The organism is Streptacidiphilus jiangxiensis, from assembly GCF_900109465.1.
GTDB classification, from domain to species: Bacteria; Actinomycetota; Actinomycetes; order Streptomycetales; family Streptomycetaceae; genus Streptacidiphilus; species Streptacidiphilus jiangxiensis.
The window spans coordinates 523,992-547,269 of record NZ_FOAZ01000002.1; the positions used below are offsets into that span (position 1 = coordinate 523,992).

The 23,278-nt window shown below is 72.8% G+C and carries 18 protein-coding genes and 1 pseudogene; 11 read left to right on the plus strand and 8 right to left on the minus strand.

The window, feature by feature from the left end:
- Positions 1-10: 10 nt before the first annotated feature.
- Positions 11-1,228 carry a PucR family transcriptional regulator gene (locus tag BMY61_RS05880; protein WP_042443848.1) on the minus strand — a complete coding sequence of 406 codons (1,218 nt, stop codon included), beginning with the start codon at positions 1,226-1,228 and terminating at the stop codon, positions 11-13.
- A 140-nt stretch (positions 1,229-1,368) separates the two neighbouring features.
- Between BMY61_RS05880 and BMY61_RS05885 the strand changes: the two genes are divergently transcribed.
- From BMY61_RS05885 to BMY61_RS05900, 4 genes are all read left to right on the plus strand, one after another.
- Positions 1,369-2,949, plus strand: coding sequence for a flavin-containing monooxygenase (locus tag BMY61_RS05885; RefSeq protein WP_082014801.1), 1,581 nt, complete (start codon positions 1,369-1,371; stop codon positions 2,947-2,949).
- Complete coding sequence (locus tag BMY61_RS05890) at positions 2,949-3,782, plus strand: SDR family NAD(P)-dependent oxidoreductase (RefSeq protein WP_042443850.1); 834 nt, start codon at positions 2,949-2,951, stop codon at positions 3,780-3,782. Before BMY61_RS05885 ends, BMY61_RS05890 begins: the two co-directional genes overlap by 1 nt.
- A 30-nt stretch (positions 3,783-3,812) precedes the next feature.
- Positions 3,813-4,880, plus strand: a complete 1,068-nt coding sequence (locus tag BMY61_RS05895; protein ID WP_042443852.1) for an alpha/beta hydrolase — start codon at positions 3,813-3,815, stop codon at positions 4,878-4,880.
- A gap of 95 nt (positions 4,881-4,975) precedes the next feature.
- On the plus strand, positions 4,976-6,523 hold the full coding sequence (locus BMY61_RS05900) for a hypothetical protein (protein WP_143094180.1): 1,548 nt from the start codon (positions 4,976-4,978) through the stop codon (positions 6,521-6,523).
- Here the strand turns inward: BMY61_RS05900 and BMY61_RS05905 are convergent.
- Positions 6,520-7,737 carry a helix-turn-helix domain-containing protein gene (locus tag BMY61_RS05905; protein ID WP_052438416.1) on the minus strand — a complete coding sequence of 406 codons (1,218 nt, stop codon included), beginning with the start codon at positions 7,735-7,737 and terminating at the stop codon, positions 6,520-6,522. The two genes, BMY61_RS05900 and BMY61_RS05905, sit on opposite strands and share 4 nt — an antisense overlap.
- Before the next feature lie 105 nt (positions 7,738-7,842).
- Between BMY61_RS05905 and BMY61_RS05910 the strand changes: the two genes are divergently transcribed.
- The gene (locus tag BMY61_RS05910; RefSeq protein ID WP_143094181.1) at positions 7,843-8,085 is read left to right on the plus strand and encodes a hypothetical protein; all 243 of its coding nucleotides are present in this window, start codon (positions 7,843-7,845) and stop codon (positions 8,083-8,085) included.
- A gap of 135 nt (positions 8,086-8,220) precedes the next feature.
- Here the strand turns inward: BMY61_RS05910 and argG are convergent, their stop codons facing one another.
- On the minus strand, positions 8,221-9,666 hold the full coding sequence (argG, locus tag BMY61_RS05915) for an argininosuccinate synthase (protein ID WP_042443856.1): 1,446 nt from the start codon (positions 9,664-9,666) through the stop codon (positions 8,221-8,223).
- A gap of 260 nt (positions 9,667-9,926) precedes the next feature.
- Between argG and BMY61_RS44770 the strand changes: the two genes are divergently transcribed.
- Positions 9,927-11,126 (plus strand): globin domain-containing protein, encoded by a 1,200-nt coding sequence (locus BMY61_RS44770; protein ID WP_236655894.1) that lies wholly within the window; start codon positions 9,927-9,929, stop codon positions 11,124-11,126.
- Positions 11,123-12,274 (plus strand): nitric oxide synthase oxygenase, encoded by a 1,152-nt coding sequence (locus BMY61_RS44775; RefSeq protein WP_201777532.1) that lies wholly within the window; start codon positions 11,123-11,125, stop codon positions 12,272-12,274. Before BMY61_RS44770 ends, BMY61_RS44775 begins: the two co-directional genes overlap by 4 nt.
- A gap of 131 nt (positions 12,275-12,405) precedes the next feature.
- Here BMY61_RS44775 and BMY61_RS47050 read toward each other — a convergent pair whose 3' ends face one another.
- Both BMY61_RS47050 and BMY61_RS48580 read right to left on the minus strand, forming a co-directional pair.
- Complete coding sequence (locus tag BMY61_RS47050) at positions 12,406-14,430, minus strand: MFS transporter (RefSeq protein WP_052438417.1); 2,025 nt, start codon at positions 14,428-14,430, stop codon at positions 12,406-12,408.
- Positions 14,431-14,527: 97 nt separating this feature from the next.
- Positions 14,528-14,953, minus strand: a pseudogene (locus BMY61_RS48580) (protein kinase domain-containing protein); the annotation flags it as partial.
- Between the two features lie 348 nt (positions 14,954-15,301).
- Here BMY61_RS48580 and BMY61_RS05945 point away from each other — a divergent pair.
- Positions 15,302-18,883: a choice-of-anchor D domain-containing protein gene (locus BMY61_RS05945; protein ID WP_236655895.1), complete on the plus strand. Its 3,582-nt coding sequence runs from the start codon at positions 15,302-15,304 to the stop codon at positions 18,881-18,883.
- Between the two features lie 64 nt (positions 18,884-18,947).
- Here the strand turns inward: BMY61_RS05945 and BMY61_RS05950 are convergent, their stop codons facing one another.
- Positions 18,948-19,583, minus strand: a complete 636-nt coding sequence (locus BMY61_RS05950; RefSeq protein WP_042443862.1) for a PepSY domain-containing protein — start codon at positions 19,581-19,583, stop codon at positions 18,948-18,950.
- Between the two features lie 122 nt (positions 19,584-19,705).
- Between BMY61_RS05950 and BMY61_RS05955 the strand changes: the two genes are divergently transcribed.
- Together BMY61_RS05955 and BMY61_RS05960 are read left to right on the plus strand one after the other, a co-directional pair.
- Positions 19,706-20,383, plus strand: coding sequence for a response regulator transcription factor (locus BMY61_RS05955; protein ID WP_042443864.1), 678 nt, complete (start codon positions 19,706-19,708; stop codon positions 20,381-20,383).
- Positions 20,376-21,785: a HAMP domain-containing sensor histidine kinase gene (locus BMY61_RS05960; protein WP_052438419.1), complete on the plus strand. Its 1,410-nt coding sequence runs from the start codon at positions 20,376-20,378 to the stop codon at positions 21,783-21,785. Before BMY61_RS05955 ends, BMY61_RS05960 begins: the two co-directional genes overlap by 8 nt.
- On the opposite strand, the gene BMY61_RS05965 is transcribed toward BMY61_RS05960, so the two are convergent.
- Complete coding sequence (locus BMY61_RS05965) at positions 21,767-22,462, minus strand: YoaK family protein (protein WP_042443866.1); 696 nt, start codon at positions 22,460-22,462, stop codon at positions 21,767-21,769. The genes BMY61_RS05960 and BMY61_RS05965 overlap by 19 nt on opposite strands.
- A 64-nt stretch (positions 22,463-22,526) precedes the next feature.
- Between BMY61_RS05965 and BMY61_RS05970 the strand changes: the two genes are divergently transcribed.
- Positions 22,527-22,832 (plus strand): GNAT family N-acetyltransferase, encoded by a 306-nt coding sequence (locus BMY61_RS05970; protein ID WP_042443868.1) that lies wholly within the window; start codon positions 22,527-22,529, stop codon positions 22,830-22,832.
- A 16-nt stretch (positions 22,833-22,848) separates the two neighbouring features.
- Here the strand turns inward: BMY61_RS05970 and BMY61_RS05975 are convergent, their stop codons facing one another.
- Positions 22,849-23,265 carry a RidA family protein gene (locus BMY61_RS05975; RefSeq protein ID WP_042443870.1) on the minus strand — a complete coding sequence of 139 codons (417 nt, stop codon included), beginning with the start codon at positions 23,263-23,265 and terminating at the stop codon, positions 22,849-22,851.
- Positions 23,266-23,278 lie beyond the last annotated feature (13 nt).

Here is a 23,278-nt window from a genome sequence, read left to right on the forward strand (position 1 = left end):
CGGGTGGGGCCTACACCCCGCCGCGCCAGCGCAGCACGGCCAGGGCCGCGGAGACCTCCGGCACGGCGTCCGCGAGTGGGCGTGGCAGGAGGTCGTCGGCGCGGGCGAGGCGGCGGAGGAGGGTGTTGCGGTGGACGTAGAGGCGGTCCGCCGCCTGGGAGGCGTTGCACTGGCAGGCGATGAACGTCCGGACCGCCTCGACGAGTTCGCGGTCCGCGTTCGCCAGCGCGCCGAGGACGCGGTGGACGAAGCGGTCGGCCGCCTCGGGGTCGGCGGTGAGCAGGGCGACGAGCTCGACCTCGTCGTGGGTGGCGAGCTGGTGGGGGGAGTCGAGGCGAGCAAGCATCCGCTGGACGGTGAGGGCGTCGAGATGGCCGCGGCGGAAGCCGTCGACGCCGTCGCCCGTGGAGCCGACGGCGACGCGCACGCCGGCGATCGCGGCGACGCCGGGTCGCAGGCGCTCGGGGTCGGGGCGGCCGTGGGCCCAGACCCAGCGGGTGGCGACGCCGGCCTGGACGGTCAGCGGGCGCGGGTCGCCCGTCGCGGCGGCGACCAGCTCCGCGGCGCGGTCCAGCGCGCCGAGCGCGGTCTCGGGGGCGTCGCTCCAGACGACCGCGGCGGTGTGCTCGCCGCCGAGGCGGTAGCCGAGCCGCTGTTCGGCGCGGGCGGCCGCGATGGGGGCGCCGTCGAGCAGCAGGGTGACCGTCTCCAGGCGCTCGGCGTTGCTGCCCCGGGTCAGCTCCTCGCGCTCCCGGGCGATCTGCACGGCGGTGGCGGCGATGGTGTCCTCGACGAACGCCGAGATCGAGCGGCTGGAGATGTCGAGCAGCTCGCGCAGCTCGTCCCGGTCGGCGGCGAGGCTGAAACAGATGTCGGTCCACAGCCGCAGCGCGGCCATCTGCCCGGAGCGGTAGGAGTCCAGCACGGAGTGGTCCAGGCCGCGCCGCACCAGGTCGCGGGCGATCAGCACCTGCGGCTCGGAGACGTTGGCCGGCACCCGCTCCCCCGGCGCCTGGACGTTGGCCGCCGCCCAGAACAGCAGGTTCGAGCGGTTGGCACGGCGGGTCGCGGCGGCCAGCACCGGGTCGTCGGCGATGTCCCTGCGGTGGGAGCCGAAGAGCGTCGCCTCGTCGATCTGCTCCAGCCAGCCCTCGGGCGCGCGCACGGCGCGCTCCGCGCCCAGACGGATCAGCTCCCGCACCCGGGGCGACGGTGGTTCCCACAACATGCCGTCACCCTACCCGGCGACTGGTGCACTGTGTCGCAGCGCGGAACCAGGGCAGTGCATCCTGCCTATAGGCCCGGACCCGGTCGCACAGCGACGATGTGCTCACCCACCCTGGAGCCCTGAGCACGGGAGCCGCCCCCATGGCCACGCAGGACCTACCCGACCGTACGACCACGGCCTTCGACGTCCTCGTCGTGGGCGCCGGCATCTCCGGCATCGGTGCCGGCTACTACCTGCAGCGCGAGCACCCGGGCCGCAGCTTCGCGATCCTGGAGGCCCGTGAGGCCTCCGGCGGCACCTGGGACCTGTTCCGCTACCCCGGCATCCGCTCCGACTCCGACCTGCACACCTTCGGCTACGAGTTCAAGCCGTGGCGGGACGAGGACGCCATCGCGGGCGCGGACAAGATCCTCGCCTACCTGCGCGAGACCGCCGCCGAGCACGGCATCGACCACCGGATCCGCTACCGCACCCGTGTGGTGGCCGCCTCGTGGAGCTCCGCCGACGCCCGCTGGAGCGTCGAGACGGAGGACACCGCGACCGGCGAGCGCACCACCCTCACCTGCAACTGGCTCTTCGCCGCCGCCGGCTACTACCGCTACGACGAGGGCTTCACGCCGCACTTCGAGGGACGCGAGCGTTACCGCGGCACCCTCGTGCACCCGCAGCACTGGCCCGAGGACCTCGACGTGACCGGCAAGCGGGTGCTGGTCGTCGGCAGCGGCGCCACCGCCGTCACCCTGGTGCCGGCGCTCGCGGGCACCGCCGCGCACGTCACCATGCTGCAGCGCACCCCGACGTACATCCTGCCGCTGCCCGCGCAGGACAAGGTCGCCAACACCCTGCGCCGGGTGCTGGGCGAGGAGCGCGCCTACCGACTGACGCGGCGCAAGAACATCGCGCAGGCCCAGGCCGTGTGGCGGCTGTGCCAGAAGTACCCGAAGGCCGCCCGCCGGGTGATCCGGCGGACCAACAGCAGGCTGCTGCCGCCGGACTATCCCGTCGACGAGCACTTCAACCCGCCGTACAACCCGTGGGACCAGCGGCTGTGCGTGGTCCCGGACGGGGACCTGTTCCGCGCGATCCGGCACGGCGACGCCTCGGTGGTGACCGACCGCATCGCCACCTTCACCGAGAACGGCGTGCTGCTCGCGTCGGGGCGGGAGCTGGAGGCGGACGTCGTCGTCACGGCGACGGGTCTCAACGTGCAGGCGATGGGCGGCATCGCGCTCGGCGTCGACGGCCGGGAGGTGAGCCTGGCCGACACCGTGGCCTACAAGGGCATGATGCTCTCCGGTGTGCCGAACTTCGCCTACACCATCGGCTACACCAACTCCTCCTGGACCTTGAAGGTCGGGCTGCTCTGCGAGCACTTCTGCCGCCTGCTCGCCCACATGGACGGCCAGGGCTTCGACACCGCCGTGCCCGTCGTCGCCGACCCGGCCATGCCGACGCGGCCGCTGCTCGACTTCGGCGCCGGGTACATCCAGCGCGCCATCGACCGGCTGCCCCGCCAGGGCGACCGCGCACCATGGCTGACCTCGATGAACTACGCCGCCGACGTGAAACTGCTGCGCCACCTGCCGGTGACCGACCCCGAGCTGCGCTTCTCGACGAGCACGGCAGCGGGCGCGGCAGGGAGCACGGGAACGGGAGCCGGCGCGGGAGAATCGAACGACGCCATGGGCACCGCACCCGCCACCCGAGAGGTCACCGCCTGATGGACCGCTTCGACTTCACCCGCGGCACCGCCGTCGTCACCGGCGCGGCCGGCGGCATCGGTGAGCAGCTCGCCCTCGCCCTCGCCCGCCGGGGCAGCGCGCTGGCGCTGGTGGACCGCGACGCCGAGCGACTGGAGCAGGTCGCGCGCCAGGCGGGCAAGCTCTCCGGCCGGCCGGTGACGACGTACCTCGCCGACCTCTCCGACGACGCCGCGACCCACGCGCTCGGCGAGCGGCTGGTGGTCGCGCACCCCGACGCGACGCTGCTGGTCAACAACGCCGGCGTGGCGCTGGGCGGCACCTTCGAGCAGGTGAGCGAGGAGGAGTTCGACTGGGTGATGGCGGTCAACTACCGCGCCGTGGTGACGCTGACCCGGGCCCTGCTGCCGGTGCTGCGGGCGAACCCCGGCTCGCACCTGGTCAACCTCTCCAGCCTGTTCGGCCTGATCGCCCCGCCAGGCCAGGTCGCCTACGCCACCAGCAAGTTCGCCGTCCGCGGCTTCACCGAGGCGCTGCGGGCGGAGCTGGCCGGCAGCGTGGGGGTGACGGTCGTGCACCCGGGCGGCATCCGTACCGGGATCGCCACCTCCAGCCGGATCGCCGCGAGCGTCCCGGCGGCCGAGCACGAGGCCGGGCGGAAGGCCTTCAACAAGCTGCTGACCTACCCTCCGGAGCGGGCGGCGGCCGAGATCGTCAGCGCCGTCGAGCGACGCCGCGGGCGGCTGCTGATCGCGGTGAGCGCGCGCGTCCCCGACGTGCTCGCCCGGCTCTTCCCGGCACACTACTCGTCGGTACTGGCGCTTGTTCTCAAGCGCGTCGGTCCGCGAAAGTGAACCGAAGATCACATCCCCGGAGGGAGCTTCATGCACGAGCCCGACTGGCAGCCCGACATCCTCGGCGACGGCTACGCCCGGCACGACCTCGACCTGGGCGCGGACCCGGACGGAGAGGGCACGGTCCAGGCGGTGCTGGTACGACGTGAGCCGCGCCCGCAGGAGGCCGTGAACGGCGCCCTGCTGTACGTGCACGGGTTCTCGGACTACTTCTTCCAGACCGAGCTGGCCGACTTCGCCGCCGCCCGCGGCCTCGCCTTCTACGCCCTCGACCTGCGCAAGTGCGGCCGTGGCCGGCGCCCCGCGCAGACCGCGCACTACGTCTCCGACCTCGCCCTCTACGACGTCGAGCTGGAGCGCGCGCTGACGATCGTCACCGAGGCCCACCCCGACCTGCCCGTGCTGCTGGCCGCGCACTCGACCGGCGGCCTGGTGCTGCCGCTCTGGCTGGACCGCCGCCGCGCGGCCGGGCGCGTCGCGCCGGTCGCGGGCGTGATCCTGAACAGCCCCTGGTTCGACCTCCAGGGCACCTCGGTCCAGCGCGGGCCGCTGACCCAGGCGCTGCGGGTGCTGGCCAAGGTGGCGCCGTTCCGCGCGCTGCCGCTGCCGCCCAGTCCGTACGGCGAGACCCTGCACGTCGGCGCGCGCGGCGAGTGGGAGTTCGACGTCGACATGAAGCCGCTGGCCGGCTTCCCGGTCACGCCCGGCTGGCTGAACGCCGTGCGACGCGGCCACGCTCGGCTGCACCGGGGCCTGGACATCGGCGTGCCCTCGCTGGTGCTGCGCTCGGACAGGACGCACTTCTCCTCCAGGTGGTCGGAGCTGTGCGACAGCGCGGACACCGTGCTGGACGTCGCCCAGATCGCCCGCTGGTCGGGCTGCCTCGGCAGCGAGACGACCGTCGTCCCGGTCCCCGGCGCCCGCCACGACGTCTTCCTGTCCACGCCGGACGTGCGCGAGCAGGCCTACGCGACCGTCGCCGACTGGCTCGCACGCCAGGGCTTCCCCCTCACCGGGACCGCGACCACAGCCACGCCCGAGCCGACCGCCGCGACCGAGCCGACCGCCGCGACCGAGCAGGCCCCGGCAACGACCTGATCCACCCGCACCACCGTGACCACGGTGCCGGAGGCGACCGCCCCGCCTCCGGCACCGTTCACGTTTCGTTCAGGGAACCCCCAGGAGCATCGGCCATGCTGCCGCCGTACAGTGCTCGGGGGATCCAGCAAGGAGGCCCACCCATCGTTGCGACCTCGACGCGGGCGGCAGGCTCGGCCCGGTCGGCACCGCTGAGCGCGCTGCGCTCCCGGCTGCCGGGCGGCGACTCCGTCCTCTGGCTCGCCCTGGTGGCCGCCCTCTACGCCGCCTCGCAGTTGCTGCTCGTCCCTCCGTCGATGGGCCTGGGCTGGGACGAGACGGTCTACGTGAGCCAGGTCTCCGCGCACGTGCCCGCGGAGTTCTTCAGCGCGCCACGCTCGCGCGGGATCACCCTGCTGGTCGCGCCCGTGGCCCTGCTCGGCCACTCGACGGCGGCGCTGCGCGTCTACCTCTCCCTGCTCTCCGCGCTCGGGCTGTTCCTGGCGTTGCTCGCCTGGCGGCGGGTGCGCGACACCCGGGTGCTCGCGCTGGCCGGAGCGCTGTTCGCGAGCCTGTGGATCACCGAGTACTACGGCCCGCAGGCCATGCCGAACCTGTGGATCGCCCTGTCCGGCCTGGCGGCCGTCGGTTGCTTCCTCGACGCCTGGCGCCGCCCCGGCGCGCGTCTGTCGCAGGCGGGCCTGGCCGTCTCGGTGGCCCTCGCCGCGCTGATGCGCCCGACCGACGCCGTCTTCCTCGCCCTGCCACTCCTCGCCGTCGCCCTGCTGCGACGGCGGCTCGCCCTGCTCGTGGCCGTCGGCGGCGGGCTGTTGGCCGGCAGCGCCGAGTGGATCGTCGAGGCGTACGTCCGGTTCGGCGGCGTCGGCGAGCGGCTGCACCTGTCCAGCCTCAACGAGGGCGGACTCGGCCTGCACTGGGCCGTCGGCGACGTGCTGCGCTCCGTCAACGGCCCGATTCTCTGCCGGCCCTGCGACGTGTCCTGGAACCACAAGCCGCTGGCGCTCGCCGCCTGGTGGCTGCTGCTGCCGCTGCTGGTCGTCGGCGGCGTGCTGGTCGAGCGGCGGGCGGGCCGTTTCGGCACCGCCCTGCTGCCCGCGCTGTGCGGGCTGTCCGTGGCCGTCCCCTACCTGTTCCTGATCGACTACTCCGCGCCGCGTTTCCTGCTGCCCGCCTACGCGCTGCTGCTCGTGCCGGCGGCAGGCCTGCTCGCCTGGCTGGTCACCTCCGGGCCGCCGCGTCGGCGCCGGCTGCTGCTGCTCGTGGTGGGCGTCGGCCTGGCCACCCACCTCGTGGGGCAGTACCGGCAGCTCAACCAGGAGGTGGCGTACACGGTCGCCTCCCGGGCCGACCAGCCCTATGCGGTCCCCCAGCTCGCGCGGCTCGGCCTGACCGGCGACTGCCTGCTCACCGGCGAGGACGCCGAACCGCTCGGCTGGTACACCGGCTGCCGGGCCGTGGAGACCAGCGGCAACGACACCAACATCACCACCGCCGAGCTGCTGCGCGAGGCGACCCGGCAGCCGACCGCCCTGCTGCTCTACCCGGGCGACGAGGTCCCCGGGTACGCCCGCACCTGGACGGTCCACACCGTCGTCGGCCGCGACGGCCGTCCGAACTACCTCGTCCACCTGCCGCCGCGCTAACGCAGCACGGCGAGGTCCACGCCCCACTGGGCCGTGGTGGTGCCCGTCGCCGCGCAGCGGCCGTCGGTGGGGGCGATCTGGTAGGCCGTGATGAGGTGGTAGGAGGAGAGCTTCAGATCCGCGAGCTTCGTCCAGCCGGTGACGAGGGTCGGGGCGGGACCCGTGTTGCTGCCGACCGCGGCCACCATCAGCTCCCCCGCGCGGCACTCGACCGGGTCGGCCCCCGTCGAGAAGGCCGCGCTGCCGACCTCGCCGTGGGCGTGGCCGTGGGCAGTCACCGCGCTGACGCCCCGGAACTCCTCGACGTCGATGTGGTACTTGCTCGCGTGCGGGTAGGTCACGTGGATCGCGTCGGCGTCGGTCAGCGGTCGGACGCCGAAGGCGACGAAGATCATGGTGCGGTGCCGGGCGGTGTCGGTGTCGTCGACGGCCACGCTGTAGCTGTCGCCGAGGGTGTCGGTGACCCTGACCGGGCCGGGGCAGGTGCTGGTGAGCATCAGGGACACGACGAGGGCGTCCCCGGCGGTCACCTGACGGACGACGGGCAGCGACACACCCGGGACGGTGAGGATCTGCGCGTCGGAGGCCGGTCGGCCCACCCAGCTCGGAGTCGTGGCGGCGGAGGCGGACTCCGCGTAGGCCGCCGGCACGACCTTCGGCGGCTGCACCGCCGCCGCGCCCGCCGCGAGGTCCGCGTCCGAGGTCGGGCAGACGACAGGTGTGGCGCCGTCGCCCAGCGCTGTGGTGACGCCCACCGCCACGCCCGCGCCGACGACCGCGCCGACCAGTGCCCCGACCAGGAACGTCCGCACCCGGCCGGCCCGCCCGACGGAGAGCTCGTGCGTCTGAGCGGGCGCAGGCGGCTCGGGCGCCGAAGAGCCGGGCAGCGGGTGCGCGAGAGGTTCGGCGCGCTCGCCCTCGCACTCCGGCTCGGGGCGGGCCACCTCCGCCGCGTCCAGCCAGCGCTGCCGCCAGAAGGCGAGATCGCCACCGCAGGCCTGGACGAAGGCGGCGACGGTCGGCCAGGTCGGCAGGCGCGCACCGGACAGCGCGTCGTGCAGGGTGGCGTGCGAGACCTTGCCCGAGGACTTCGCCATCGCCCGGAAGGCCGGCTGCCCGGCTTCGAGGCGCAGCAGTCGCAGCCCCTCGACGAACTCCTCGATGGCGGCCCGGCGTGTACGAATTCCCTCGTCGGCCCCGTTGTCCGGTGTCATCGACCGCCCCCGCTGTCGTCTTTTGTCGTATGGCCTTGTCAGGCCCTACCGGACACCCGGCAGACGTGGATCATAGAGCGCAGAAGCCGATGCACAGGAGAGGTCTTGATTTCCGGTATGGCCGCCATGGGTCCCGATCACGGGCAGCTCGTCCCGATCCGTCTGATCGGCGGACCCTCGGACGGCCGGACGATCCTGCACGTGCATCCGCCGGGCACGCCGCTGCCGGACGTGATCCACTACGGGCCGGGCGCGGACGCCGGCGCCTATCGGCACCACCCGGACCACCCCGCGGGCCACCCGGAACCCGCCTACGTGTGGGAGCCCGGGGCGGACACCGCCCCCTGAGCCATCTCGCGGCGAGACCGAAGGGCCGGCCGACCACCGGGGAGTCGGCGGGCCCGAACCGGCCCGGTCTCGCGAGGCGGCGGCACGCACCTCATCCCCGTGCGTGCCGCCGTCACTCCTCCGCCCGACGCGCGGTCAGTCCGTGCCGAGCTCCATGGCCGCGCGGTCCAGCAGCGCGTCGTCGTCGACGCCCGCGCCGCGCGAGGCGATCGCCTGGGCGCCGCCCTCGGAGAGGCCGCCGATCAGGCCGGTCGCGGCGGCCTGGGCCGCGCCGACGGCCGGGTTGCCCGGGCCGATCAGACCGAGGCCCGCGTACTGCTCCAGCTTGGCACGCGAGTCGGCGATGTCGAGGTTGCGCATGGTCAGCTGGCCGATCCGGTCCACCGGACCGAAGGCCGAGTCCTCGGTGCGCTCCATGGAGAGCTTGTCCGGGTGGTAGCTGAAGGCCGGTCCGCGGGTGTCGAGGATCGAGTAGTCCTCGCCGCGCCGCAGACGCAGCGTCACCTCGCCGGTGATCGCGGAGCCGACCCAGCGCTGCAGCGACTCACGCACCATCAGGGCCTGCGGGTCCAGCCAGCGGCCCTCGTACATCAGGCGGCCCAGGCGGCGGCCCTCGTTGTGGTACTGGGCGACCGTGTCCTCGTTGTGGATCGCGTTGACGAGGCGCTCGTAGGCGGCGAAGAGCAGCGCCATGCCGGGCGCCTCGTAGATGCCGCGGCTCTTGGCCTCGATGATGCGGTTCTCGATCTGGTCGGACATGCCGAGGCCGTGCCGGCCACCGATCGCGTTCGCCTCCATCACGAGGTCGACCGCGGTCGGGAAGGTCTTGCCGTTGATGCTGACCGGGCGGCCCTGCTCGAAGCCGATCGTCACGTCCTCGGTGGCGATCTCCACGGCCGGGTCCCAGAACCGAACGCCCATGATCGGCTCGACGATCTCGACGCTGGTGTCCAGGTGCTCCAGGGTCTTGGCCTCGTGGGTGGCGCCCCAGATGTTGGCGTCGGTGGAGTAGGCCTTCTCGGTGCTGTCGCGGTAGGGCAGGCCGTGGGCGACCAGCCACTCGGACATCTCCTTGCGGCCGCCCAGCTCGGTGACGAAGTCGGCGTCGAGCCAGGGCTTGTAGATGCGCAGGTGCGGGTTGGCCAGCAGGCCGTAGCGGTAGAACCGCTCGATGTCGTTGCCCTTGTAGGTCGAGCCGTCGCCCCAGATCTGGACGTCGTCCTCGAGCATCGCGCGGACCAGCAGGGTGCCGGTGACGGCGCGGCCCAGCGGGGTGGTGTTGAAGTAGGCGCGGCCGCCGGAGCGGATGTGGAACGCACCGCAGGCGAGCGCGGCCAGCCCCTCCTCGACCAGCGCGGCCCGGCAGTCGACCAGGCGGGCGACCTCGGCCCCGTAGCTCTTCGCACGACCGGGCACGGAGGCGATGTCGGGCTCGTCGTACTGGCCGATGTCGGCGGTGTAGGTGCAGGGGACGGCGCCCTTGTCACGCATCCAGGCGACCGCGACAGAGGTGTCGAGGCCACCGGAGAAGGCGATGCCGACACGCTCGCCGGCCGGAAGGGAGGTGAGGACCTTGGACATGCGAATATTATGCAGCACAACGCATGGTCATGCAAAGCCTTCCCGAACCGCGCCCCCGCACCCCCGACCAACTCCTCGGGATCTCCACACAAAGGGCATACAAAGGGCATCGGGCCCCCAAATCGCCGGGCTAGGGTGAACGGACTCCTGACGTCCGCATGTCCGGCGCTTCCCAGGTCGCGCCTTGGCATGCCCATGACCCATGCCCGCATGCCTGCCTGCATGCCGGCATGCCCGAGCCGCGAAGGAACCGACCGTTCGTGAACGACGCACAGCCCGCGCCGGCCGGACCCCTGCGCGCGGACGAGATCGCCCTGCTCCGCGCCAGCGTGGAGCTGGTCGGCCCGCTGGCCGACGACATGACCGTCTACTTCTACGCGATCCTGTTCCAGCGCCACCCCGAGACGAGGGAGCTCTTTCCGGCCAACCTCGACGTCCAGCGGGACCGGCTGCTGCGCGGCCTGCTGCGGATCGTCGACCTCGTCGACGATCCCGAGAACCTGGTCCGCTTCTGCGGCCGACTCGGCCGCGACCACCGCAAGTTCGGCGCCCTGAACGACCACTTCCCGGCCGTCGGCGCCGCCCTGCTCGACTCGCTCGCCCGCTACGCCGGGGACGCCTGGTCACCGCGACTGGCCGACATCTGGGCCCGCGCCTACGGCGTCGTCTCCCAGGTGATGATCCAGGCCGCCGAGGAGGACGCCGCCGTCCGGCCCGCCGTGTGGCAGGCCCGGGTCATCGACCACCGTATGCGCGCGCCCGGCATCGCGGAGATCACGCTGCTGCCGGACTCCCCCTACCCCTTCGTCGCCGGACAGTACGCGAGCGTCGAGACGCCCTGGCAGCCGCGCCTGTGGCGTCACTACTCCCTCTCCCACGCGCCGCGCCAGGACGGCACCTTGACCTTCCACGTGCGGGCCACCCGCGACGGACGGGTCAGCTCTGCCCTGGTGCACCAGGCACGCCCCGGCGACATGCTGCGGCTCGGCGCCGCGCAGGGCGAGATGGTGCTGGACCCGCGGATGGAACGCGACGTGCTGTGCGTGGCCGGCGGCACCGGCCTGGCCCCCATCCAGGCGCTGGTCGAGCAGGCCGTGCGCAACGGCGGACGCCGCTTCGTCGACGTGTTCGTCGGCGCCCGCACCGCGGACGAGCTCTACGGCTTCGAGGACCTGCTGCGGCTCGCCCAGCGCAACCACTGGCTCTCCGTCCGGGCGGCCGTCTCCGACGAGAACATCCCCGGGCTGAACGGCTCCCTGCCCCAGGTGCTGCGCCAGTTCGGCCCGTTCTACCGGCACGAGGCCTACGTCTCCGGCCCGGTCGAGATGGTCAGCAGCGCGGTCCGGGTGCTGCTGAACCAGGGTGTGCCGCAGGCGCGGATCCACCACGACCCGTTCGACGTCCCCGTGCTGGAGGCGGCCCTGCTGCCCCGGCAACTGCGCCGGGAGGCCCACGCGTGACCACGACCGCTTCCTCCGCCTCCTCCGCCCGGAACCGGGCGGCGCTGCTCTGGGCGGCCGAGTCCTTCGTGCGGCAGTTCGCGCGCGAGGACCCCTCCTGCGGCGACCCGGAGGCGCGGGTCCACGAGATCGCGGCGTCCATCGCCACGTTCGGCACCTACGAGCACACCCCCGAGGAACTCGCCTACGGCGCACGGGTCGCCTGGCGCAACTCCGCCCGCTGCATCGGACGGCTCTACTGGCAGAGCCTGTCGGTCCGCGACCTGCGGCACGTCACCCACCCCGACGACATCGCCCGCGCGTGCTTCGACCACCTGCGGCTGGCCACCAACGGCGGCCGGATCCGCCCGATGATCAGCGTCTTCGCCCCCGACCGACCGGAGCGGCCCGCCGCCCGGCTGCTCGGTGAACAGCTGGTGCGCTACGCGGACGACCCGCGCAGCGCCCAGCGGGTGGAGCTGCTGCGGCAGCTGGGCTGGAAGGGCGGCCGCGAGCGGTTCGAGGTGCTGCCGCTGATGGTCCAGACCGCGCCGGAGCGGGCACCGGACTTCTACGAGCTGCCCGAGGACGCCGTGCTGGAGGTGCCGCTGACGCACCCCCAGCACCCCGGCTTCGCCGCGCTCGGGCTGCGCTGGTACGCCGTGCCCGCCGTGTCCGACATGACCCTGGAGATCGGCGGCCTCAGCTACCCGGCCGCCCCCTTCAACGGCTGGTACCTGGGCACCGAGATCGGCTCCCGCAACCTCGGCGACGCCGACCGCTACGACCTGCTCCCCACCGTGGCCGGGTTGTTCGGCTGGGAGACCGGCGACGACCGCACCCTGTGGCGTGACCGCGCCCTGGTGGAGCTGAACCTCGCGGTCCTGCACTCCTTCGAACGCGCGGGCGTGACCATGGCCGACCACCACACCGAGTCCCGCCGGTTCCTGACCCACATCGACCGCGAGGAGCGTCGCGGCCGGCGGGTCCCGGCGGACTGGAGCTGGATCGTGCCGCCCCTGTCCGGCTCGGCGACGGCGGTCTTCCACCGCTACTACACCCCGCCGGACCCGTTCGCCACGCCCTCCTTCCGTCACCGCCCCACCCCGTGGGCCGCGGCCCAGGCCGACTCCTGCCCGTTCATCACCGGAGGCGGCCCAGCGGGCTGAGCCGCCTCGCGGGCGCGCTGCACCTGCCGGCCGACAAGCTGAAGAACGTGCCACTGCCGGGCCACGACCACCTGATCACCGACCGCAACTCCCACCGGCCGGAGTGGTGGCCGGTCTCCGTCACCAGGCGGTCACGGTGCCCAGCCGGGCGTCCCGTCCTGCGGGGCGCCCGCCGGGGCAGCGGGCCGCGCGGTGATCGTCAGACCGGCCACCAGGCCGCCTAGGGCGAGCAGGCCGGCCGCCACCCACAGGGCCGTGGCGTAACGGTTGTCGAACGCCAGCAGCGGAACCGAGAACGCAGCCCCGCCGATGGCTGCCCCCACCTGCAGCGCCGCGCCGACGGTCGAGGACGCGGCACCGGCGCGGGTGGAGGCGAGCCCGGACGTGGCGACGGCGAACAACGGCAGCAGCGCCCAGCCCGTGCCGAGGCCGACGACGAACAGGCCGGGCAGGATCACCGACAGACCGCCACCGTTCCAGGCGAAGGTCAGCAGCACGAGCCCGAGCCCGGCCGGTACCAGCCCCTGGACGAGCAGGGCACGAGGGGCGACGCGGTCCGACAGGCGACCGGAGACGAGCGCGCCGACGAACACCGCGACGACGAACGACAGGAACACCAGTCCCACCACGAACGGCGAGAAGCCCTCCCGTAGCTGCAGCAGGACGCCCACGGACGAGAACACCGCGAAGGGTGCGGCGCCGACGGACACCAGGGCGATGCCGGCGCCGAAACGGTTCGCGTCCGTGCCTGCCTGCGGCATTTGGGCGTCCGCCCGCGCGGACCGACGCCACAGGAAGGCGGCGAACAGGGGCAGGCCGGCCAGCACGACCAGCGCCAGCACCAGGCCCGCGCCAAGGTACAAGGCCCGGCTCAACGCGAAGGCGATGACGAGCATCCCACCGGTGCCGAACGCGACCGCGGCCGGATCCACCCTGGCACCTCGGCCGGGCGCCTCGTCACCCAGCAGCGTGAGCGCCCCGACCAGAGCCAGCACGGCGAGGGGCACGACGGCGAACTCGCTCACACGCCAGCTCAGGAACGCCTCGGCCGAGCCACCGACGAGAAAGCCGAGCGCGGTCCCGCTGCCGGCGATGGCGGCATAGATCCCCAGCGCCGTGCGACGCTCCCTGCGGTCGGGGAAGTTCGTGACGACCAGGGCGAGCGCCGCCGCCGTCACCAACGCGCCGCCCATCCCCTCCAGCGCCCGCGCCACGAACATCATCACGTCGGTCGGGGCCAGGCCCTCGATCGCGGAGCCCAGTGCGAGGACGACGAGTCCGACGGCCAGGACCGGCCGACGGCCTGTGACGTCGGAGACCTGACCGCCGAGCACGACCAGCGCGGCGAACGCCAGCGCGCTGGTGGTGGCCAGCCAGGACAACTGGCCGAACCCCATGTGCAAGGTCCTCGCGATCTCCGGCACCGAGACGTTGAAGGACCCCACCTGCAGGCCGACCAACAGCTGCGCCAGCACCAGCGCCACCAGACCGGCCCAACGGCCGGGGTGCGGGACCCCGGGACCGCGCGCGGGGGCCGGCGCCGGAAGGGGACCCCAGCCGCCGGGGCCCGGGCCTCCGGGCGGTCCGAAGCCGCGCTGGGCGCCACCGACCGGGGTCGTCGGGGTGTAGCCCGGATGGGGCGGGTACGCGGGGTAACCCTGGGGCGGCGTCCCGGCCGCGTAGCCGGGCGGCGGTGTCCCCGGCGCGTACCCGGGCGGCGGTGTCCCCGGCGCGTAGCCGGGCGGCGGTGTCCCCGGCGCGTAGCCGGGGGGCGTGGGCATGCCCGCGGGCATCGGGGTCGGCGCCGGGGCTTGGGCCGGGATGGGCGGCGCCGCCGGCGTCTGCTGCGACGCCGGCGGCGCGAAGTCGAGCAACTCGGCTGCATGACGGCCAAGTTGCGCGAGCACCGGACTGGGCAGCCACTCCGTGGCCCCGTCCGTCTGCGTCTGCTCCGCCACCTGCTGCGGCGTGGGCCGTTCGGCGGGCGTCTTGTGCAGGCAGGCCCGCACCAGGTCGACGAGGCTCTCCGGGATGCCGTCGAGGTCCGGCTCGTCCTCCGCGACCCGGAAGAGGTGGGCGTGCAGGCCCGAGTCGCCCGCGCCGAACAGGAGCCGCCCGGTGGCGGCGTAGACCAGGACCGCGCCGAGGCAGAACACGTCGCTGGCCGGGGTGAGTTCGAGGCCGCGGACCTGCTCGGGGGGACATGAAGCCGGGCGAGCCGATCAGCATGCCCGTGCGGGTCAGCAGGCTCTCCGCCGTCAGGCTGTCCATGGCGCGGGCGATGCCGAAGTCGATGACCCGCGGCCCGTCGACCGTCACCAGCACGTTGGACGGCTTGAGGTCACGGTGGATCAGGCCCGCGCCGTGGACGGCCTGCAGGGCGAGACCGAGCCGGTTGCCGAGGACACGGACGGAGTGCTCCGGCAGCGGGCCGAAGTCCTTGCCGACCACGCTGTGCAGGTCGGGGCCCGGGATGTACTGGGTCGCGACCCAGGGCACGGCGGCCTCCGGATCACCGCCGAGCACGGCCGCCGTCCAACTCCCGCCCACCTGTTGGGCCGCGGCCACCTCGCGGGCGAAGCGCCGCCGGAACTCGGGGTTGCCTGCGTACTCGGCCTGGACGACCTTGACGGCCACCGTCCGGCCCTGTTCGGAACGGCCCAGGTACACCAGGCCCATGCCGCCCGCGCCCAGACGGGCGATGAGTCGGTAGGGGCCGATGAAGGGCGGGTCTCCGGCGATCAGCTGGTCCACCCGAGCAACATATCGAACCCGCACCCCGCTCCGGTCCAGAAATCTGAGGCCGGGTCAGCCCGGAACACGGCCGGGTGCCACCTGAAAGTCCCTTGCCCGCTTTTGGCAAGGACCCGTCACGCCTTGCGGCGGGCTCACCACCGGCGACAGCTGCTTGCTGCTTTCTTGCGCAAGTTCGTGACTTTTTCTCAATTCATGTTCTCTATATTGCGCGTGGACTTCGCGGAAGTTACGGTTCCAGCCGCCTGGTCCCCACCCATGAAGGAGCCACCGTTGTCCGCAAGATCCCTACGGCAACTGAGACGAGCCGTCGCCCTCGCCGGCGGCGCGCTGCTCGTGACGGCCGGGGTACTCCCCCTTGCCGCGCAGGCGGCCTACGCCGCGACCCCGATCGCGACCGGTGGCAGTGGCGCGAGCCTGCCCTACACGGAGGTGCAGGCGGAGAACTCCGCCACCAACGGCACCGTCATCGGCCCGAGTTACACCCAGGGCCAGCTCGCTGACGAGGCGTCGGGCCGCAAGGCCGTCACCCTGTCCGGCAACGGCAGCGGACAGTACGTCACCTTCACCACGCCGGTGGCGACCAACTCGATCGACTTCCGCTACTCGATCCCCGACACATCCGACGGATCGGTCTACACCGCGCCGCTCTCGCTCTACGTCAACGGCACCAAGCAGAGCGACTTCACGCTCACCAACGCCTACAGCTGGTTCTACGGCAGCTACCCCTTCACGAACACTCCGGGCAGCGGCAACCCGCACCACTTCTTCGACGAGACCCACCGCCTGTTCACCACCACCTATCCGGCGGGCACCACCTTCAAGCTGCAGGTGGACTCGGGCGACAGCGCCGCCTCCTACACCATCGACTTCGCCGACTTCGAGAACGTCGGCGCCGCCCTGCCGCAGCCCTCCGGCTCGGTCTCGGTCACCAGCGAGGGTGCCGACCCGACCGGCGCGGCCGACTCCACCAGCGCGTTCAACGCGGCCATCAGCGCGGCCGGTTCGGGCGGCACGGTGTGGATCCCGCCGGGCACCTACAACATCCCGGGGCACATCGCCGTCAACAACGTGACGGTCGCCGGCGCGGGCATGTGGTACTCCACCGTCACCGGTGCCGCGCCGGGCTTCTACGGCAACTCCGCGCCCAACCCCAGCACGGGCGTGCACCTGCAGAACTTCGCGATCTTCGGCAACGTCCAGGACCGCAACGACAGCGCGCAGGTGAACGGCATCGGCGGCGCGATGTCCAGCTCGACCGTCTCGAACGTGTGGATCGAGCACGACAAGGTCGGGGCCTGGATGGACGGGCCGATGGACTCGCTCACCTTCTCCGGCATGCGGATCCGCGACACCACCGCCGACGGCATCAACTTCCACGGCGGGGTCACCAACTCGAAGGTGACCAACAGCGACATCCGCAACACCGGTGACGACGGCATCGCCACCTGGGCCGACTCCGGCATCGGCGCGGACGCCAACGACACCATCTCGAACAACACCGTGCAGCTGCAGATGCTGGCCAACGGCATCGCCATCTACGGCGGCCACGACAACACCGTCACCGGCAACCTGGTCCAGGACACCGGCATCACCCAGGGTGGCGGCATCCACGTCGGCCAGCGGTTCACCTCCACGCCGGTCGGCACCACGACGATCTCGAACAACACCCTGATCCGGGACGGCAGTCTGGACCCGAACTGGCAGTTCGGCGTGGGCGCGCTCTGGTTCGACGGCAGCCAGGGTGCGATCACCGGCCCGATCAACGTCTCCAACACCCTGATCCAGCAGAGCCCGTACGAGGCGATCCAGTGGGTCGAGGGCACGATCAGCGGCGTCAACCTCAACACCGTGACCATCGAGGGCACCGGCACCTTCGCGCTGCAGGAGCAGACCGGCGGCGCCGCGTCCTTCACCAACGTCACCGCGACGGGCGTCAACGGCCCGGCGCCGGTCTACAACTGCGAGGGCGGCAACTTCGTCGTCACCGACAACGGGGGCAACTCCGGGATCAGCGGCACCCCGTACTGCAGCGGCTGGCCGGCTCCGGTCTACCCGCCCTACCCGGCCACCGGCGTCACCGCCTCGCCGAGCGCGCTGAACTTCGGCTCCGTAGCGACCGGCGCGACGAGCGCGGCGCAGACCGTCACCGTCAACAACCCGACCTCGTCCGCCGCCTCGGTCTCCTCCATCGCCACCACCGGTGACTTCGCGCAGACCAACACCTGCGGCGGCTCCATCGCGGCGAACGGCTCCTGCACGGTCAGCGTCACCTTCTCGCCGACCGCGTCGGGCAGCCGGAGCGGCAGTCTGACGGTCAACGCCGGCGGGGTCACCAACACCGTGAGCCTCTCCGGCACCGGCACCGCCCCCGGCCCGGTGCTCGGGGCGAACCCCGCGAGCCTGACCTTCGCCCGCACCGTCGTCGGCGCGAGCGCGGCCACGCAGACCGTCACCCTCACCAACTCCGGGACCAGCTCCGCCACGGTCTCGAACATCGCGGCGAGCGGTGACTTCAGCCAGACGAACAACTGCTCCTCGATCGCGGCCGGCGCCTCCTGCACCGTCACCGTCGGCTTCACCCCGACGGCGGCCGGTACCCGCACCGGGACGCTCACCGTCACCAGCAACGCCAACAACAGCCCCACCAGCATCGGCCTGACCGGCACCGCGATCGACAGCACCACGAACATCGCCGCCGGCCAGCCCGCATCGGCCAGCTCCAGCAACGGCTCCTACGTCCCGGCCAACCTGACCGACACCGACCCGTCGACCTACTGGGAGAGCGCCAACGGCTCCTTCCCGCAGTGGGCGCAGGTCGACCTCGGCCAGAGCTACAGCATCGGCAAGGTGGTGCTGCGCCTGCCGCCGTCCACCGCGTGGAATGCCCGCACCGAGACGCTGTCGGTGCTCGGCTCGACCGACGGCACCAACTTCACCACCGTCGTCGGCTCGGCGGGCTACAACTTCGACCCGACCGCCAACAACAACACCGTCACCATCCCGTTCAGCGCCACCACCGCCCGCTACGTGCGGGTCAACATCACCGCCAACACCGGTTGGTCGGCGGGCCAGCTCTCCGACTTCGCGGTCTACCCGAGCGCGGGCGGCTCCTCGTCCGCGACGCTCACGGCGGTGCCGACCTCGCTCAGCTTCGCCGGGCAGGCCGTGGGCTCGACCAGCGGCGCGCAGTCGGTGACCGTCACCAACACCGGCACGGCCACCGCGTCGATCTCCTCGGTCACGGCCACCGGGGACTTCGCGCAGACCAACACCTGCGGCAGCTCGCTGGCCGCGAACGCCTCCTGCACGGTCAGCGTCACCTTCAGCCCGACCGCCGCGGGCACCCGCAGCGGCAGCGTCAGCGTCAACGGCAACGCGTCCAACAGCCCGCTGACGATCGCCCTCACCGGCACCGGCACGAGCACCACGCCGACGAACCTGGCGCTGAACAAGGCGACGAGCGAGTCCAGCAACACCCAGAGCTACGTCTCGGCCAACGTCACCGACGGCAACCAGGCCAGCTACTGGGAGAGCGCCAACGGCAGCTTCCCGCAGTGGGTCCAGGTCGACCTCGGCTCGGCGCAGAGCGTCGGCCGGGTGGTCCTGCAGCTGCCCGCCAGCACCTCGTGGGGCGCCCGCAACCAGACGCTCTCGCTGCTGGGCTCGAGCGACGGCACCAACTTCACCACCGTCGTGGGATCGGCGACCTACACGTTCGACCCGAACGTGAACAGCAACACGGTCACCATCACCTTCCCGGCGACCACCCAGCGGTACTGGCGGGTCAACATCACCGCCAACACCGGCTGGGCGGCGGGCCAGCTGTCGGAGTTCCAGATCTTCAACAGCTGACGGCCCGATCCACGAGTGACCGTGCCGCCGCGGGGTGCCTCCCGCGGCGGCACGGTGTCGCTTGTCAGCCCTGCACGGTGTTGGACGTGACCGTTCCCGACGCGCCGTCGAGGGTGACCAGGTGGTGCACGCCGTCCGGGCCGACCACGACCGCCTGCCAGGCGCTGCCGCCGCCCTGCTCCGGCACGGAGCTCAGCGACTCGACCTTGCCGCCGGTGACGGCGGCCTCCGCCTTGGCGACGGCCTGGTCGGCGGAGAGCGAGGGCAGCGGGGCCGGGGCGAGCGAGGCGCCGTCGGTGCCGGGCGTGGGCAGCTGCACGGCGCCGCCCGCGGCGAACCCGCCGGGCACCGCGATGACCTGGCCGTTCTTCACGACCACGGCGCCGGGGCCACCGGGAACGCCCTGGGCCTGCACCATGATCCGCTTGAGGCCCGGCAGCCCGTCCGGCCCGACCGCGACGGCGACACGCTCGCCGAAGCCGTCGTGGTGGTGGACGACCGCCGCGGTCGCCGCGACCGCGCCGCCGACCACGACCACCGCGGCCACGCCGCCCACGACCCAGCGCGACCGGCGTCCGGTGACGACCCGGCGCACCGGTCCGCGCCGGCGGGGCGCGGGCTCCGGCGCGGGCAGGGTCGCCATGTCCTCGTTCTCCTCGGGTTCGTCGGGCTCCCGGCCCGGCGTGAGCGAATCGCTCATCACGGCTCCTTCGTCAAAGTCGTTGTTCAGGGGCCGAGAATCCCGCAGCGACGCTGAAGCCCCGCTGAAGATCTTGAAGACCTCTTCAGCTTCCCGCCGACCGGGCCTGTCACCCTGGTCGCGTGCGCGTACTGATAGTGGAGGACGAACGGCGGCTCGCCGCCGCGCTGCAGCGCGGCCTGGAGGCGGAGGGCTTCGCCGTCGACATCGCCCACGACGGCGTCACCGGGCTGCGGCAGGCCACCCGCAGCCCCTACGACGTGGTCATGCTCGACATCATGCTGCCGGGTCTGAACGGCTACCGGGTCTGCTCGATGCTGCGGGCCGAGGGCTTCCAGGCGGGCATCCTGATGCTCACCGCCAAGGACGGCGAGTGGGACGAGGCCGAGGCGCTGGACACCGGCGCCGACGACTTCCTCTCCAAGCCCTTCTCCTACGTCGTGCTGGTCGCCCGGCTGCGCGCGCTGGCGCGACGCGTGGGCGGACGGCAGCCGCGGCAGGTCAGCCTCGGCGACCTGGCCGTGGACCTCGGCGCCCGCACCTGCACCCGGGGCGGGACTCCGGTGCGACTGACCGCACGTGAGTTCGCGGTGCTGGAGCATCTGGCGCTGCGGGCCGGGGACGTGGTCTCCAAGCGCGACATCCTCGAAGCGGTCTGGGACGAGCACTACGACGGCGACCTGAACGTCGTCGAGGTGCACGTCAGCGCGCTGCGCCGGAAGATCGACGCCCCCTGGGGGCGGGCCGCGGTGCAGACCGTGCGCGGCGTCGGCTACCGGCTGGCGGTGGACGGTGGCTGACGCTCCCGCCCGGCGCCCCCGCGGCCGCCTCCGCCGCGGCCTGTCCGCGCTGCGCACGCGGGTCACCCCCGGTTCCGTGCGGGCCCGCGCCACGCTCGCCGCGTGCACGGTGGTGGCCGTCGCGCTGACGGTCGCCTCGCTGGCCATGCTGAGCCTGCTCCGCGCGGACCTGCGCGGCAACGCCGAGGCGAGCGCGCGGGTGCAGGCCGGGACGGTCGTCAAACTCGCCATGGGCGGACGGCTCGGCAAGGTCGTGCCGCTCGGCTACGACACCGACTTCGTGCAGGTGGTGAACGGCAAGGGTGTGGTCGTGGCGGCGAGCCAGAACATCGCCGGCCGCCCGGCGCTGCCGCTCGTCCCGAATCCGGTCGTGGAGGTGCCGGGTCTCAAGCCGTTCGGCATCGAGGCCCGGCAGCAGATCACCAGCGTGGTCACGGAGACGCCCGAGGGCCCGGTGATCATCCGCACCGGCGTCTCGCTGATGGCGGCCGACGACGCCGTCCACACCACCGCGCTCACCCTCGTCGTCGGCTGCCCGCTGCTGCTGCTCACCGTGGCCCTGGTGACCTGGAGGGTCACCGGCCGCGCGCTGCGGCCGGTGGAGGCCATCCGCAGCGAGGTCGCCGCGATCGGCGAGCAGGAGCTGCACCGACGGGTGCCGGTTCCGCGCGGGGAGGACGAGATCACCCGCCTGGCCCGGACCATGAACGGCATGCTCGACCGGCTCGACCTGGCCGGGCGCCGCCAGCGCCAGTTCATCGCCGACGCCTCGCACGAGCTGCGCAGCCCGATCGCGGTGCTGCGCACCCAACTGGAGGTCGCCCTCGGCCATCCCGATCCGCAGGTCCGCGTCGAGCTGGTCGAGGGGGCGCTGCAGGACGCCGAGCGGCTCCAGGATCTGGCCGCCGACCTGCTCTTCCTGGCCCGTCTGGATGCGGGACCGGCAGCCCGTCCGGACGATCCGGTCGAGCTGGCGGAGCTGGTGCGCGCGGCGGCCCGGGGCCGTGACGTCACCCTCGACCTGGACCGGGAGGCGCTGGTCCCCGGCCACCGGCTGTGGCTGACCCGCCTGGTGACGAACCTGCTGGACAACGCCGAACGGCATGCCCGGACCGAGGTCCTGGTCGGTCTGCGCGTCGACCGGACCACCGGCTGGGCGGTGCTGGAGGTGCACAACGACGGCGAACCCCTGGCCCCGGCGGACCGGGAGCGGATCTTCGAACGCTTCACCCGCCTCGACGACGCCCGCAGCCGCGACGCCGGCGGCGCGGGCCTGGGTCTGCCCATCGCGCGCGACATCGCCCAGCACCACGGCGGCACGCTCACCGTCGTCGACGCGCCGACGGGCGCGACCTTCCGGGTCCGTCTGCCGGTTCTGACCGCTCAGGCGGGTTCGCGGTAGAGGAGAGCGACGAGCGCCACGAGTGCGGTGCCGGCCAGCAGCGCCCAGCGGGCTTGGTCGTGCAGCACCAGCGCCGCGCCCGGGGCGGCGCCTGCGATCATCGCGACGACCGTCAGCACCCGTCGGCGCAGCCGGGGGTTGGCGCCGCCCGCGAGGGAGGAGTCCGCGGCGATCCCGGTCAGGGTCATGGTCAGCACCGTCGTGGAGATGTCCAGGACGCCGAGCTTGCGGACGGTGCCGTTGCGCATCCCCATGGCCAGGGCGAGCAGGGCGATCAGCACCAGCTGCGTCCCGTGCCCCAGCCCGGCGGTGAACGCCAGGACGGTGGCCACGGCGGTCAGCGTCGCCTCCAGCAGCAGCGCGGTGCGGAACCACCGGGCACGTGGCCGCTCCCGGTGCCGCTGGGCCAGGCGTCCGGCCCAGGCGGAGCCGACGAGGAACGCGCCCAACGAGGTGAGCGACCCGGCCGCGGAGAAGCCGGGCGCACCCGCGATCGCGAAGCCGACGACCACCACGTTGCCGGTCATGTTGGCGGTGAAGACGTGCCCGAGCCCGAGATAGCTGACCGCGTCCACGACCCCGCTGACGGCGGTCAGCACGAACAGCGCGAGCGTCAGCGGGTAGCCGTCGCCGATCTGGGCGCCGGTCGGGACGGGACGACTCTGCGCGGTGGCCATCCCCCGAGCATCTCAGGTTGACGTATCAACTATAGTGATCGCAACGCCAGCGAGTGGAGGACCGATGGACCAGCGCGTAGTGGACAGCCCGGACAAGTCGCGGTTCGAGATCTACGACGGTGAGCTGCTCGCCGGCTTCGCCGAGTACCACCTTTTCCGCGACGAGATCGCGTTCATCCACACCGAGATCGACCCGGCCTTCGGCGGTCGCGGCCTCGGCGGCGTCCTCGCCCGCGGCGCCCTGGACGCGGCGCGCGACGCCGGGCTGAGCGTCCTGCCCTACTGCCCGTTCATCCGCGCCTGGATCACCAAGCACCCGGACTACGTGGAGCTGGTCCCCGAGGCCCAGCGCGCCCGCTTCGGGTTCTGATCCGGTCCTCGGACCGTCAGACCACGGCCTGGGCGTCGATCTCCACGAGCATCGACTCCTGCGGCAGCTCGACGAAGACCGTGGTGCGGCACGGCTTCACGCCGTCGGCGCCGATGTTCTCGGCGATGAACTCCGCGTAGGCCTCGTTCATCTCGGCGAAGTGCGCGCGGGTGGTGAGGTAGACCCGGAACATCACCACGTCGGCGATGGTCGCGCCGCCGGCCTCGACGATCGCCTTGACGTTCGCCAGGGTCCGCCGGGTCTGCGCCTTCACGTCGCCCGGGTAGAGGTACGCTCCGGTCGCCGGGTCCTGCGGGCCCTGGCCGGAGACCTGCAGGATCGGGCCCTTGCGGACGCCCTGGGAGAAGAGCCAGGCCGGTGCGGGCGCGCCGTCGGTGCGGATCTCGGTCTTCTGGTCGGTCACGTCGCTCATGGTCGGTCGGGCG

Coding starts and splice junctions, on each gene's coding strand:
- BMY61_RS05880 (WP_042443848.1), bottom strand. CDS start 1,228: ATGTTGTGGGAACCACCGTCGCCCCGGGTGCGGGAGCTGATCCGTCTG.
- BMY61_RS05885 (WP_082014801.1), top strand. CDS start 1,369: ATGGCCACGCAGGACCTACCCGACCGTACGACCACGGCCTTCGACGTC.
- BMY61_RS05890 (WP_042443850.1), top strand. CDS start 2,949: ATGGACCGCTTCGACTTCACCCGCGGCACCGCCGTCGTCACCGGCGCG.
- BMY61_RS05895 (WP_042443852.1), top strand. CDS start 3,813: ATGCACGAGCCCGACTGGCAGCCCGACATCCTCGGCGACGGCTACGCC.
- BMY61_RS05900 (WP_143094180.1), top strand. CDS start 4,976: ATGCTGCCGCCGTACAGTGCTCGGGGGATCCAGCAAGGAGGCCCACCC.
- BMY61_RS05905 (WP_052438416.1), bottom strand. CDS start 7,737: ATGACACCGGACAACGGGGCCGACGAGGGAATTCGTACACGCCGGGCC.
- argG (WP_042443856.1), bottom strand. CDS start 9,666: ATGTCCAAGGTCCTCACCTCCCTTCCGGCCGGCGAGCGTGTCGGCATC.
- BMY61_RS05950 (WP_042443862.1), bottom strand. CDS start 19,583: ATGAGCGATTCGCTCACGCCGGGCCGGGAGCCCGACGAACCCGAGGAG.
- BMY61_RS05965 (WP_042443866.1), bottom strand. CDS start 22,462: ATGGCCACCGCGCAGAGTCGTCCCGTCCCGACCGGCGCCCAGATCGGC.
- BMY61_RS05970 (WP_042443868.1), top strand. CDS start 22,527: ATGGACCAGCGCGTAGTGGACAGCCCGGACAAGTCGCGGTTCGAGATC.
- BMY61_RS05975 (WP_042443870.1), bottom strand. CDS start 23,265: ATGAGCGACGTGACCGACCAGAAGACCGAGATCCGCACCGACGGCGCG.